The sequence below is a fragment of the Oscillatoria sp. FACHB-1406 genome (assembly GCF_014698145.1).
Classification (GTDB): Bacteria; Cyanobacteriota; Cyanobacteriia; order Cyanobacteriales; family Spirulinaceae; genus FACHB-1406.
In genome coordinates, this window is record NZ_JACJSM010000001.1 from 284651 (window position 1) to 298811 (window position 14161).

The window sequence follows — 14161 nt, forward strand, 5'->3', positions numbered from 1 at the left end:
GTCCATTATCAATTAGTCATTATTTTCAATGTTATTGAAACGAAGCAGCGGAATTCTTCTTCATCCTACTTCTTTTCCCGGACGGTTTGGCGTGGGCGATCTCGGCGAATCGGCCTATCGCTTCATTGACTTCCTGGCAGAAAGCGGCCAGCAAGTTTGGCAAATTTTACCCCTCGGTCCAACGGGGTACGGAAATTCACCCTATTTATGCTATTCAGCATTTGCCGGAAATCCACTGTTAATTAATTTAGAGTGGTTGGCTTCAGAAGGCTTACTTTCAGAAGAAGATTTTGCCAATTTGCCCGACTTTTCCCCCGAACGGGTGGATTACGATCGCGCCATTGCCCTAAAAATGCCCCTGCTGCAAAAAGCCTGCGATAATTTTCGTGCGGGAGGTTCGCCGGAACGCCACGAAGAATTCGAGGCTTTTCGTACAACTCATGCCTATTGGTTGCAAGATTATGCTTTATTTATGACGCTCAAAGAAGCGCATAATGGAGCGAGTTGGCAGGATTGGGAACCGGCGTTGCGCGATCGCGATCGCGATACCCTAAAAGAGTGGAGCGATCGCTTAGAAGATCGCGTCTACTTCCACGAGTACGTTCAATCCGAATTCTTCCGGCAGTGGCAAACCTTAAAGCGTTACGCGAACGACAAAGGCGTGCAAATCTTCGGCGATGTTCCCATTTATGTCGCTGCCGATAGTGCTGATGTTTGGTCGGATCCGAAAATTTTCGTTCTCAACGTTAAAACTGGCAAACCCGCAATGATGGCGGGGGTTCCCCCCGATTATTTCAGCGAAACGGGACAACTTTGGGGAAATCCAGTTTATAACTGGCAATACCTCGAACGGACACACTTTAAATGGTGGATTCAACGCGTTGAAGGAATGCTCGATTACGTTGATATTATCCGCATCGATCATTTTCGCGGGCTAGAAGCATTTTGGGCAGTTCCCGGTTGGGCTAAAGTGGCGACAAAAGGACAATGGGTTAAGGCAAAAGGCGACGCATTTTTTGAAGCGTTGGAAGCGGAACTCGGAAAGTTGCCAATTGTCGCGGAAGATTTAGGGGTAATTACGCCAGAAGTCGATGCGCTGCGGGAGAAATACGAGATTCCGGGGATGAAAGTCTTGCAATTTGCCTTCGATTCCGATAGCGGTAATGGCTTCTTGCCTTTTAATTATTTCGATCGCAACTGCATCGTTTATACGGGAACTCACGATAACGATACGACAGTCGGGTGGTTTTACGCGCGATCGCACGACCAACAGCAGCGCGTCATCGATTACCTCGGTTGTCTGTGCGAAGATGGCATTCACTGGAGTTTAATTCGTCTTGCCCTCTCCTGCGTTGCCAATTGCGCCATCATTCCCCTGCAAGATGTCTTGGGATTCGGTAACGACGCGCGGATGAACTTACCCGGAACGGCGCAAGGGAACTGGAGTTGGCGCTATCGCGCAGAAGACTTAAAACCCGAATGGTGCGATCGCTTAAAATATCTGACAAGCATTTACGGTCGCGCCCCTTATTAATTGCACAAAAAAAATCGCGCTTTCCTGCTTGAAAGCGCGATACATTGCTCGATCTGAGTTCTTAACCCTAAACGTCCCGTTCGCTGAGTTCGCGAGTCAGATGATCGAACGGTTCGTCTACAAAACCCGTCTTCTCGATACCAGCATCGAAAGCCATATCCTTGATCGCGTCTTTCATCAACTGAATCCCAACAACGGTTGGACCGATGGGTACGCCCAAAGAATTATAGGTTTCCCGCAATCCTTGCAGTACGCGCTCGTCGAGAACATTAGTATCAGCAGCAACCAGCGCATAACTGGCATAGCGCAGATAGTAATCCATGTCTCGCAGACAAGCCGAATAGCGACGAGTGGTGTAAGCATATCCGCCGGGAAGAAGCAGTTCGGGAACTTCCTCGAACAATTTTGCCCCAGCCTGCCTAACAATCGTCGCTGCATTGGCTGTAATCATCGACGCGACGGCGATCCGATCCGTACCGGACTGGAAGTAAGATTTGAGACTGTCGATCGCGTTGCGATCTAGGTAACGACCTGCAATATCGTAGTTTTTAATCAGGTTTGTAATCGCATCTCTCATAAAATAGCGCTCCCAAACAACTTTTTTTTGCGATCGGCTTTTACACAAAGCCATTCCGACTGTTTAGCTTTAACTAACCATCATCCCACAGCGTTGGCTGCTCGCGATCGCTTCCCCGCTGCAACCCTCTCATTCCCCTAATTTTGATACATTTCTTTACATAAAGTTGGCAATCTTTAGTTTAATCCCTCGCTGCCCGCCCATTAACCCAGTAAGCGATCGCACTTCCATAAACCCTGCTTTCCAATCGTTTTCCAAACCATTAACAAAATCTGCACAATAGAATTTTGTAGCGATATATACAAAACTATGGGCGACACTCTTCCTAGGATCGTCCGAGACTCAAAATAGGAAAAACGGAAGGAGCCATCCTATGTCGAAGACCCCGGCAGACATTCTCAAGATGATTAAGGATGAAGACATCAAAATCATCGACCTTAAATTCATCGATATGCCAGGAATCTGGCAGCACTGTTCGTTCTACTACGATCAGATTGACGAAAGCTCCTTTGAAGACGGCGTAGCCTTTGATGGCTCCAGTATTCGGGGTTGGAAGGCCATCAACGAATCCGATATGTCGATGGTTCCCGATCCTAGCACCGCTTGGATCGACCCCTTCTATCAAGAAAAAACCCTGAGCATGATCTGCTCGATCAAAGAACCCCGTACCGGCGAATGGTACAGCCGCGATCCGCGCAGCATCGCTCAAAAAGCCCTTGATTTCCTCGCGTCTACCGGCATTGGCGACACCGCCTTCTTCGGCCCGGAAGCCGAATTCTTCGTCTTCGACGACGTGCGTTTTGACCAAACCGAAAACAAAGGCTTTTATTACGTCGATAGCGTTGAGGGACGCTGGAACTCCGGACGCGAAGAAGCAGGCGGAAACCTAGGCTACAAACCGGGTTACAAACAAGGTTACTTCCCCGTCGCTCCCACCGACACCATCCAAGATATGCGCACTGAAATGCTGCTGACGATGGGAGAAAAGTGCGGCGTTCCGATCGAAAAGCATCACCACGAAGTCGCGACGGGCGGACAAAACGAACTCGGCATTAAATTCGCCACCCTCGTTGAAGCAGCAGACTACTTAATGACCTATAAATACGTCATTAAAAACGTCGCTAAGAAATACGGCAAAACCGTCACCTTCATGCCCAAACCCCTGTTCAACGATAACGGGTCTGGGATGCACACGCACCAATCGATCTGGAAAGACGGGCAACCTCTATTCTGGGGTGACGAAGGTTATGCAAACTTGAGCAAAATGGCGCTGAACTACATCGGCGGTATCCTCAAGCACGCGCCTGCACTGCTTGCCTTCACCAACCCGACAACCAACTCCTACAAGCGTTTGGTTCCGGGTTTTGAAGCGCCGGTGAACCTCGCTTACTCCCAAGGAAACCGTTCGGCTTCGGTTCGCATTCCCCTTTCCGGTACGAATCCTAAAGCCAAGCGCTTAGAATTCCGCTGCCCCGATGCAACTGCCAACCCTTACCTCGCTTTCGCAGCGATGCTGTGTGCCGGTATCGACGGAATTAAGAACGAAATCGACCCGGGCGAACCCCTCGATGTCGATATCTACGAATTAACACCCGAAGAGTTGAGCAAGATTCCTAGCACGCCGGGTTCTCTCGAAGATGCCCTCGAATGCTTGCAAAACGATCGCGCATTCTTAACCAATAGCGGTGTCTTTACCGAAGACTTCATCGATAACTGGATTTCCTACAAACTCGACAATGAAGTTAACCCGATGCGCCTGCGCCCGCATCCCTACGAGTTCGCACTCTACTACGACTGCTAAACCAATCTGCTAATACCAATTTAAGATTGCGCTGCCTAGAATCAACTCTCCTAAATTCTTAGGATAACGGTGCGTTACGCTTCGCTAACACACCCTACTTTTCATTCTATGCAGCTTCATATCAATCTGGTATAAGCAGATAATCGCCTCCCTATTGAGGAGGCGATTTTTTTCGAGCGTTCGGGGCTGAAGAAAAATCAGTTTAAGACCTCAGCTAAAGCGATACAAATTCCCCAATAATGGCTAAAATGTATCGGGCGGCAAGCAACCTGCTGGGGCGATTACCATGAATGAGTACGATCTCGCACTGTTAAAACTAAGACTTCGACGCATATTGAGTTCGCGGGCCGGAGCAATCGCGGTAGCGACGTTAGGGACGTTTACTACAGTTGCGTTTGCCATCCAAGGTTCCTCTCCTCCACCGCGCGCCTCTCTCTCCGACGAGGCGAACAGCCCGGAAGCGATCGCGCCGAGCGACGAACGACCGAGTATTTTCGATGTTCCGGCGAAATACCGCGATAAGCTTTTAGCCATTCGGGACCCTTCTCCTCTTCCCAATTCCTTATCTTCTGGCGATCGCAACGATAAAGAGTTTGGGCGAAGCAACTCGACAATAGGTTTTAACCCAAAACCTCTTTTCCCCCTCACTGGGTTTGGGAGTTTCGCCAGATCTCGAACTTCCCCAACAGGCGAGAGTCAACCTCGTTTCAATACCCCTTCAAAACGTCAGGCCAAGTTTCGCATTCCGCCCGATAACGCCGCGCAACCGCTGCCCTCTCCTGCTTCACCTCTGCAATCTCCCCAACAAGAACTACCACTCTCCCTAACCGATGCGATCGCCCTCGCCCTAGTTCGGGATTCCGATAGCGCTCGCAGTTACTTAGCGTCGCGATCTCAGCCTGCTAATGCAGAAGCAAGCGATCGCCAACCCGTCGCCACAACCTTAAAACTCGGGGAAAACCTCGCCCTAAAAATTCCTGCTGCTGCGGGTATCAATTACGCTCCGGGGGCGTTACCGGGCGAAGCGGAATCCAATCCCCAGTTTCCCTCCCTCAGCCAGCAAATTATTACTCAATTACTGCAACCCCTACCGCCGGATGCAGGCGATAATCTTGCAGCACTGCAAACCGCTCGATTAACGGAACAGTCGAATCGGTTAGCCGCGCGACAAATGTTAGAAGAGACGATTGCAGAGGTGGGGATGAACTACCGCAAACTCTTGCAAGCGCAAGCGAGAGTCGCCATTGAAGCATCAGCCCTCGATCGCGCTCGCAGCCAATCGCTTCAGCCTTCAGACGCGCGCTGGCAGCAGGCTAAGGCTGATTTGGAGAACATCCGGGCGGAACTGAGCAACCGCCTCAAGCTCGATCGCGCCTTACCCGTGGCCACTGTCGTTCCGAACGCGATCGAACCCTTTCCCCTTGACGAGAGCGCCTTGCAGCAATTTATGCTTGCCAATCGTCCCGATTACCTGCAAAGTCAACTCGAAGTCGAACGCGCTAAAGTTGCCCTCCAGCAAGCTGAAACCCTCGCGGTTGCAGCCGATAATAAGCAAGGGGATGAGAAAGGAGGTTCGCCTTCAGAAGTCGATCTCGAATCCTATCGCCAAGCCCTTGCGCAAGCAAACCATTCTCGGGAAGTGTTGGCGAATCGCCTGCAACTGGAACTGAGCGATCGCGTTCGGGAGTTAGATTTAAGTTTCAAACAACTTCAACTCGCCCGTAAAGTCCGGCAGGAAGCCCAAACCACCCCGAATCAAGGCAGCGATGGGCGTGCGTTGGAGGGCTGGTATAGCGAGCTTGTTAACGCCCAGCAAGACGAATTGAATGCTACGATCGCCTGCCTCAATGCGATCGCGCGGCTAGATTTAGCGACGGGCAATACGCTCAATCGTTGGGGGATTGAAGTTAACGCTAGTTCGGGCTAAGTAGAACGACGGTTGCTGAGTTTAAGCGAGTTCAAGCTTTCGGTAATAACACCTTAAACGTCGAACCGCGATCGACTTGACTGGATACTGCGATCGAACCACCATACCGCAGCAGGATTTGCCGAACGCGAGTTAAACCCAGCCCTACACCCGCTTCGCTGTTATCGGAATTACCGCGCCCGCGATAGAAGCAGTCAAAAATTTTCCCGACTTCCTGGGGTGCAATCCCAATACCGGTATCTTCAAAAGCAAGTTGTACGAAGTCGCCCGATTCCGAAGCGCGAACGCTAACGCTCCCGTTCTGTGGCGTGAAGCGCAAGCTGTTGTTGAGGATGTCGAGGATAATTTGCCGTAAGGAGTTGGGAGGAAAGCGAACGGGTGGCAGTTTGGCGGGAATGGTATAACCGAGTTTAATTCCTTTTTCCATTGCTAGGGGCTGGTACGTGCTGACGATACTGGGGACAAAATCGCCTAGGGGTAATCGTTCTGCGGTTTCGGTTTCGTCCTCGAGTTCGACGAGAGCCTGCATTCCGCCGATGAGGGCGTTTTGGCGATCGCACTCTTGTTGGAGGAGGGCAACATAGCGCTGGCGTTGCACTAATTTGAGAGCGGGAGAGCTTAATAAACTGAGGGCGGTTTTCATGCGCGTTAGCGTGTTGCTCAACTCTTGCAATCCCCGCGCCACGAAAAGCGAGCTAATGGTTTCGGGGGTTTGTTGCCGGGTGAGGGACTCTAAGCGAGAGAGTAAGATCTGGCTGAGGCGCACCGGATCGGGTACGGGATATAACAGTTGTTGGCTTGCCAAGATGCGCGCGTTCCCGATGGGATGGGCTTCGCGGAGCGCAGCTTCTACTGGCGCGATCGTCTTTGCATCTGCGCTCCAGATCAAAGAATACCGTTCCTCGTTCCTTTGTTGAGCGCGCGCGACAATTAGGAGGGATAGCTGCGGCGATCGCGCGAAGAAAAGCCATTCTTCCGGGATTTCGCTCGGCCATGATAGCGCGATCGCGGGGAGTAACAGTTCTCTGGCGCGATCGAGCGCTCCTTCCCCCAGCAGGTAAATCGACTCTGCCGTTCCTTTTTGCGTCCAATAATGCGCGATTTCCTGCCAACATTGGCTTGTTGGCGGCAATTTCAACCATAACGTTACCGTAATTTCGGTTTCCAGCAACAGATCGAGACAAGACGCGATCGCGCTCTCCAGCACCGCACGCGATACTATCGGCGCTCGTACTGACTCGCCTAATGCCAGTTCGTACAACGAAAATACTGAACTCGATCGCCCGTTCATTTATTGCTCACCCGTACTTTTACCCATTGTTGGTTAATATTTATTATATTTCTGTTACCTTCTGAAATAATTTTTAGAACTAAAAACCAGTAAGCCGCCTTTCTTGCAATAATAATTTACGTTTTTTGACGCTTTTACTCTCAAAAACTGGTTAAACTAGAAAAAGTTAAATCGAGGAAGAAAAGCATGAATTCTCTTGCTAGCAACCGCTCCGAACGAATCAACTGGCAAACCATCGTTTTATTTTCCTTGGGATTTTGGATGAGTGGTAGCTTACTCTTAGATTTTGTCATTGTTCCTGGTTTATTTGCGACCGGAATGATGTCGGATTCTGGGTTCGCAAGCGCGGGTTATACAATCTTTGGTCTATTCAATCGTATCGAACTCCTGTGCGGCGCATTAGTTCTCACGGGTATCTTAACCCTGCGGAATCGCCAACTTCTCCCTTCCCACTCGCAACGCTGGGCAGTTCCCCTATCTGTCCTCTTGCTAACCATTGCCATTATCTATACCTACATTTTTACCCCGCAACTGAGCAGCTTGGGACTGCAACTCAACTTATTTGAAACCAGTAGCGGAATGTCTCCTGCAATGGCAGGAATGCACGGCGCTTACTGGGTAGCAGAATTGGTGAAGTTAGTCGTTGGGGCAACTTTATTGCGCTGGTGTTACCGCAGTTCTTGTTCGTTAGTGTAGCAATTTGAGTTTAAATTGCACTAACTTTTTAGGAATGTCTTAGCGGGAATATAAACCCCTTAAAAGCTTTCATCAAAACCCCTCTTTCAGATCTGGAAGAGGGGTTTTAGGTTCCCTTCCAAATCTTTACTCCCGATGCCACAAGGTCACGCCGCCCGGTTTATCAATTAATAATACGCCCTGCGCCTTTAATTCGTCGCGGATGCGATCGGCTTCTGCGAAATTCTTAGCCCCCTTAGCAGCAGTACGACGCGCGATCGCGTCCTCAATTTCTGCCTCGCCCAACCCAGATTTTACCTCGGTTTCTGCTTCTAATTCCGCTGCCAATCCCAACACCGACGACAACTCAACTAACGTTCGCCACTGCCCTTCCAAAACTTCGGCGGGCGTTTCCGTTTTACCTTCATGGACGAGTAAATTCCCTTCTTTTCGCAACTCCTTCGCAACTTCAAATAAGACCGCGAGGCCGCCCGCAAAATTTAAATCGTCATCCGTCGCTTCGGCAAAACGTTCCTGTAAAGCTTCGTTCGTTTTATCGCCGTTCCAGCCCAACTTTTCCCCATACCGCTGTCCGAATAACAATCCCTCTCGCAGCGTGTGCCAGCCATTTGTTGCCGCTTCCAACGCTTCGGGCGTGAAATCTAAAGGATTGCGATAGTGAGTTTGTAAGATAAATAAACGCACTGCCATCGGATCGACAATTTCGGAAATTACCGAACCTTTACCATCGAGTAAATCGCGAATCGTGGTGAAATTTCCCAACGATTTAGACATTTTTTCGCCACCAACGCGCACCATACCGCTGTGCATCCAATACCGGGCTAAAGGTTTGCCCGTCGCCGCTTCCGATTGGGCGATTTCGTTTTCGTGGTGGGGGAAAATTAAATCGCTACCGCCGACGTGAATATCGATCGTTTCGCCGAGGCGATCGCGTACCATAGCAGAACATTCGATATGCCATCCCGGACGGCCCGCCCCCCAAGGCGACTCCCAAGACGGTTCGCCCGGTTTTGAACCCTTCCAGAGGGCGAAATCAAAGGGATCCTGCTTCTTTGCTTCCTCGGGATCTTGCACTTCCACTCTCCCGCTTGCCCCGGCTTGCATTTCCTCGAACTTGCGCCCGGATAGCTTGCCGTAGTCGGCAAATTTCCGCACCGAGTAGTAAACGTCGCCACCGGAAGGATAGGCGTAACCCTTCGCTTCTAACTCCGTTACCAAGCGTTTAATTCCGTTGAGGGTATGCGTAGCGCGCGGGTAAGCATCCGCCTTACCAATCTGCAAGCGTTCTAAATCTTCAAAATAGGCGGCGATGAAACGTTCGGCTACTGCTTCCATCGACGTTTCTTCGGTGCGCGCGCGCTTGAGAATTTTATCGTCGATATCGGTAAAATTTTGAATGTATGTCACCTCAAACCCGCGCCATTGAAGGTAGCGGCGCGCTACATCCCACACCAAGCACGTCCGCGCATGACCGAGATGGCAGTAATCGTAGGCGGTAATCCCGCAGCAGTACATTCGCACCTTATTCGATTCGAGCGGTTGAAAGGCTTCTTTGCGACGAGTGAGGGTGTTGTAGAGGGCGATCATTTCAATTATTAGTTATTAGTTATAGGGCGCTGTTATCGCGATCGCGTCTGTCAAGATAAGATAATGTCACCAAAAATTTGGGTTTAGAGCTACATCCTTCTAGGACGGCTTTTTCAATATCTGTGATAGAATAGCATACGTCAGACCAAGCGACGTAACCATGTTGGTACTTGAGGCAAAACTTGAGGGATTGAAAGAGCAGTATGGCAAGCTTGATGAAGCTATTCGCACTGCTCGTTTTGTCCGCAATTCTTGCCTGAGATACTGGATGGATAACCGCGATATCGGACGATACGATTTGAGTGCATATTGTGCTGTTTTAGCGAAAGAATTTGCTTGGGCAGGTCAACTCAACTCTCAAGCTAGACAAGCTTCGGCTGAAAAAGCATGGTCGGCAATTGCCAGATTCTTTAATAACTGCAAAAAGAACAAACCAGGGAAAAAGGGCTATCCAAAATTCAAAAAAGAACAGACTCATGGTTCTGTTGAGTACAAAGCCACGGGCTGGAAACTTTCTGAAGACAGAAGATACATCACTTTTACTGATGGGTTTGGTGCAGGTATTTTCAAGATGTGGGGTAGTCGCGATTTGCATTTCTATCAGTTGAAGCAAATCAAACGAGTCAGAGTGGTTCATCGTGCAGATGGCTACTATGTTCAGTTTTGCATCAACCAAGAAAGGCTTGAGAAAAAAGAACCAACCTTTAAAACTATTGGTCTTGATGTTGGACTGACTAATTTTTACGCCGATAGTAATGGGCAAACAGTTGAAAACCCAAAGCATCTGAGAAAGAGCGAGAAGTTGCTTAAACGTCTTTCTCGTCGTCTGTCTAAGACCCAAAAAGGGTCGAAAAATCGAGCTAAGTTTAGAAATAGACTGGCAAGAAAGTGCCTCAAAGTAAGCACCATCCAACGTAAAGATTTTGCTGTGAAGTTGGCAAGATGCGTAGTCCAGTCTAACGACTTGGTGGCTTATGAAGATCTGAGGGTGAGGAATATGATTAAAAATCGGCATTTGGCTAAATCTATTAGCGATGCCGCCGGGACAACTTTCCGTACTTGGACTGCAAGCGAAATCTACGCGATCGCTACTCCCAATCAACGATCGACAAGATCGACGGTACTTGCCCAAAGCGCTTAAATAAGGACTTAGGTCATTAGCGCGAAGGTTACTTTCATCGAATGTTGGAGATTCTTCCCCTAATTTCAGCAACTTTCAGCATTCACTCTATTCTTTATTCACTATTCACTCACTATGTCATCTGTTGAATCTCGCGCTGCCGCTACAGAAATGGATTCTTCCAAGCACGGTTTACCCGTAACCATTATTACGGGATTTTTGGGAAGCGGTAAAACCACATTGCTCAATCATATTTTATCCAATCAAGAGGGTTTAAAAACGGCAGTTCTCGTCAATGAGTTCGGAGAAATTGGCATCGATAACGAACTGATTGTCACCACCGATGAAAATATGGTGGAGTTGAGCAATGGCTGTATTTGTTGCACGATTAACGAAGATTTAGTTGATGCCGTTTATCGCGTTCTCGAACGGGAAGATAAGATCGATTATTTAGTGGTAGAAACGACGGGGCTGGCGGATCCGTTGCCGGTGGCGCTGACATTTTTAGGCACGGAGTTGCGCGATATGACGCGCTTGGACTCGATCGTTACAGTCGTCGATTCAGAAAATTTTAGCTTAGATTTATTTAATAGCGAAGCTGCCTACAGTCAAATCGCCTACGGCGATGCGATTATTTTAAATAAGATCGACTTGGTGGATGAAGGCGATGTCGATTCTTTAGAAATTAGAATTCGCAGCATTAAATCCGATGCCAGAATTCTGCGATCGAAAAATGCGGAAGTGCCGCTGCCGTTAATTTTAAGTGTGGGTTTGTTTGATTCCGATCGCTATTTTAATGAAGAAGCAGAGGATGCGCACGGACATCATCACGACCATCATCACGACCACGACCACGACCACGATTGCCACGATCCTCATTGCGAGAATCCGGAACATCATCATCACGACCATGACCATGACCACCACCACCACCATCATCACTCCAATCATTTAGAGAATGATGGGTTTACCTCCATATCTTTCAGAAGCGATAAGCCTTTAGATATTCGGAAGTTTCAAAGTTTTCTTGACAATCAATTGCCGAGTAATGTGTTCCGGGCAAAAGGAATTCTTTGGTTCCAAGAAAGCCCGAACCGTCATATTTTCCATTTAAGTGGCAAGCGTTTTTCGATTGATGATGATGATTGGGGAAATAAGCCTCGGAACAATCAACTCGTTCTCATCGGGCAGGACTTAGACCATCAGAAGTTACGCGAGCAATTAGAAGCTTGCGTTATACCAATTTAAGATAACTTTGCCTAGAATTAACTCTCCTAAATTTTTAGGATAACGGTGCGTTACGCTTCGCTAATACACTCTGCTTTTTATTCTATGCAGCTTCACATCAATCTGGTATTAGATCGAATTCAAGCTAGTTTGGGAAGCTTAATAGACTGCAAGAAAGCAACTTGCTTGCTAATTCTTGCTTATTTAAGAGTTAGCATTCTACGAAGGTTTAAGGCATAGTTGAATTGCATTAACTTAAGGCTGGTGGGCGCTGCCCACTCTACGAAGAATGATTAGGGCATAGCAGTGCTCATGGGTGTCAACTTAGGGTGAAACCCCCCTCAGAAAGTTGAATCGCCCTCACCCCCAGCCCCTCTCCCAACCCTGGGAGAGGGGAGCACAAGAGAGAATTCTTCTCCCCCCTCGCCCAAAATTGGGAGAGGGGGGTCGGGGGGGTGAGGGCTGGGATGACGCTATAACAATCACTCGTGCTTAAGTTGACACCCATGAGCAGTGCTATGCCCAGGCGATTCTAATTGACTTTTTTACGGGGTTGGATTGGGATATTTTGCATGAATGGCATTAATTGCGGTTAACATTTCCTCCGTTAAATTGACCTCAAGACTGCCTAAATTTTCTTCTAGCTGGGGGATGTTCGTCGCACCAATAATGGTACTGGTGACAAACCAGCGCGATCGCACGAAAGCTAAAGCCATTTGTGCCGGACTTAAGTTAAACTGGCGCGCCACCTCGACATACGCCCGCACTGCTTCGCTCGCATTTTTCTTATCGTAGCGCTGTCCGAATCCTTGGAACAGAGCGAGGCGGGAATTTTCGGGAATTTCTTCGAGATATTTCCCCGTTAGCAAGCCGAAACCGAGGGGACTATAAGCGAGTAAGCCGACATTTTGGAAGCGACAGGTTTCGGAAAGGTGAATCTCAAAGATGCGATTGGTGAGATTGTAGGCATTTTGAATCGAGACGATTTTCGGTAAGCCCAACTGTTCGGCGAGGCGGCAAAATTCGCAGACTCCCCAGGGTGTTTCGTTGCTTAACCCCAAGTAGCGGATTTTTCCGGCGGCAATCAGGGGCGCAAAGGCTTCAAGTTGTTCGGCGATGGGTACGGTATCGCGCTCGTTTTTGGGGTCGTAGGGTGGCGCGCCGAAGAGGGGAACGTAGCGATCGGGCCAATGAATTTGGTAGAGGTCGATATAGTCGGTTTGAAGGCGTTTGAGGCTGGTTTCGACGGCTTGTTCGATGTTGGCGCGATCGAGGCGATTTTTTTCGCCCCGAATCCATTTTATATGGGGGGCGGGGCCGGCAATTTTGGTGGCGAGAATAATACGATCGCGCGGTTGCCGGACTAACCACTCGCCGATATATTCCTCCGTTTTTCCCTGCGTTTCCGCCCGTCCGGGAACGGGGTACATTTCGGCCGTATCGATAAAGTTTACCCCGCCCGCGATCGCGCGATCGAGTTGTTCGGCGGCATCCTCGACGGTGTTCTGCTGTCCGAAGGTCATCGTTCCCAAACAGATTTCTGACACCTGGAGGTCGCTGTCACCTAGTTTGTTGTATTTCATTTGTTTTCGGCTCTCGCGAACTTTGCTTGTTAAAATCTTAAAGGTTGATTGCTCGGTCTAATCCTTCCGAAAAGATTGCGATCTCAAAAATCCGAAGATTATGACGAAAATTTTGCACCTCGATTCAAGTCCTCGCGGTCAGCATTCTGTCTCTGGTCGCCTTGCAGGGGAGTTTATTGGCGCTTGGCAAGCAGCCCATCCCGACGATGAAGTGGTTTACCGCAATCTTGGGCGCAATCCGATTTCCCACATTGACGAATCCTGGATTATGGCAGCTTTTACGCCGCCCGCCCAACACACGCCCGACCTGACCGCAGCGATTCAACTGTCGAATGTGTTGATTGAGGAATTGTTGGAGTGCGATCGCTACGTCTTTAGCATTCCCATGTACAACTTAAGTGTTCCCTCCGTTTTCAAAGCTTATATCGACCAAATCGTGCGCGTGAACTGCACCTTTAAAGTTACCGAGAACGGTTACGAAGGCTTGGTCAACGGCAAGAAAATGTTAGTTATTACGGCGCGGGGCGGAATCTATGCCGATAACTCACCGATGGCCGATTTTGATTTCCAAGCCCCCTACCTCCGGGCAATCTTTAACTTAATCGGCGTGACCGATATTAGCTTTATTCATGCCGATGGCTTATCGATGGGAGAGGAAGCGCGCGATCGCAGGTTGAATCGAGTGCAGGATGAGATCTCAGCGCTGCTGGAAAGCTGGTAAGCCTTTCGGAAAACTCGCTTCGGGGTTTCCTCCCCAAGACTGTAGCAAGCGGCGCGACGGCGAGGCATAATCGAAAAGAGTATCTCGTTGGGTTCAG

10 protein-coding genes and 1 pseudogene are annotated in these 14161 nt (G+C 49.2%); 7 read left to right on the top strand and 4 right to left on the bottom strand.

Annotation, left to right across the window (positions count from 1 at the left end; translation table 11 throughout):
* Positions 1 to 28: 28 nt before the first annotated feature.
* On the top strand, positions 29 to 1534 hold the full coding sequence (gene malQ / locus H6G50_RS01280) for a 4-alpha-glucanotransferase (protein ID WP_190712480.1): 1506 nt from the start codon (positions 29 to 31) through the stop codon (positions 1532 to 1534).
* 67 nt (positions 1535 to 1601) lie between these two features.
* On the opposite strand, the gene apcB is transcribed toward malQ, so the two are convergent.
* Positions 1602 to 2111: an allophycocyanin subunit beta gene (gene apcB / locus H6G50_RS01285; protein ID WP_190713002.1), complete on the bottom strand. Its 510-nt coding sequence runs from the start codon at positions 2109 to 2111 to the stop codon at positions 1602 to 1604.
* A 373-nt stretch (positions 2112 to 2484) separates the two neighbouring features.
* On the opposite strand from apcB, the gene glnA reads away from it, so the two are divergent.
* The gene (gene glnA, locus H6G50_RS01290; RefSeq protein WP_190712482.1) at positions 2485 to 3912 is read left to right on the top strand and encodes a type I glutamate--ammonia ligase; all 1428 of its coding nucleotides are present in this window, start codon (positions 2485 to 2487) and stop codon (positions 3910 to 3912) included.
* Between the two features lie 286 nt (positions 3913 to 4198).
* Positions 4199 to 5839: a TolC family protein gene (locus H6G50_RS01295; protein WP_190712484.1), complete on the top strand. Its 1641-nt coding sequence runs from the start codon at positions 4199 to 4201 to the stop codon at positions 5837 to 5839.
* 31 nt (positions 5840 to 5870) lie between these two features.
* Here the strand turns inward: H6G50_RS01295 and H6G50_RS01300 are convergent, their stop codons facing one another.
* Positions 5871 to 7130, bottom strand: coding sequence for an ATP-binding protein (locus tag H6G50_RS01300; protein ID WP_190712486.1), 1260 nt, complete (start codon positions 7128 to 7130; stop codon positions 5871 to 5873).
* Between the two features lie 186 nt (positions 7131 to 7316).
* Between H6G50_RS01300 and H6G50_RS01305 the strand changes: the two genes are divergently transcribed.
* Positions 7317 to 7826: a DUF4149 domain-containing protein gene (locus H6G50_RS01305; protein WP_190712488.1), complete on the top strand. Its 510-nt coding sequence runs from the start codon at positions 7317 to 7319 to the stop codon at positions 7824 to 7826.
* Positions 7827 to 7952: 126 nt separating this feature from the next.
* Here H6G50_RS01305 and cysS read toward each other — a convergent pair whose 3' ends face one another.
* On the bottom strand, positions 7953 to 9413 hold the full coding sequence (cysS, locus tag H6G50_RS01310; RefSeq protein WP_190712490.1) for a cysteine--tRNA ligase: 1461 nt from the start codon (positions 9411 to 9413) through the stop codon (positions 7953 to 7955).
* A 160-nt stretch (positions 9414 to 9573) separates the two neighbouring features.
* Between cysS and H6G50_RS01315 the strand changes: the two are divergent.
* Positions 9574 to 10467, top strand: a pseudogene (locus tag H6G50_RS01315) (transposase); the annotation flags it as partial.
* A 201-nt stretch (positions 10468 to 10668) separates the two neighbouring features.
* The gene (locus H6G50_RS01320) at positions 10669 to 11781 is read left to right on the top strand and encodes a GTP-binding protein (protein WP_190712491.1); all 1113 of its coding nucleotides are present in this window, start codon (positions 10669 to 10671) and stop codon (positions 11779 to 11781) included.
* 524 nt (positions 11782 to 12305) lie between these two features.
* Here H6G50_RS01320 and H6G50_RS01325 read toward each other — a convergent pair.
* Entirely contained in the window at positions 12306 to 13343 is a 1038-nt protein-coding gene (locus H6G50_RS01325) for an aldo/keto reductase (protein WP_190712493.1), read from the bottom strand.
* A 100-nt stretch (positions 13344 to 13443) separates the two neighbouring features.
* Here H6G50_RS01325 and H6G50_RS01330 point away from each other — a divergent pair, with 100 nt between their 5' ends.
* Positions 13444 to 14064, top strand: coding sequence for an FMN-dependent NADH-azoreductase (locus tag H6G50_RS01330; RefSeq protein ID WP_190712495.1), 621 nt, complete (start codon positions 13444 to 13446; stop codon positions 14062 to 14064).
* Positions 14065 to 14161 lie beyond the last annotated feature (97 nt).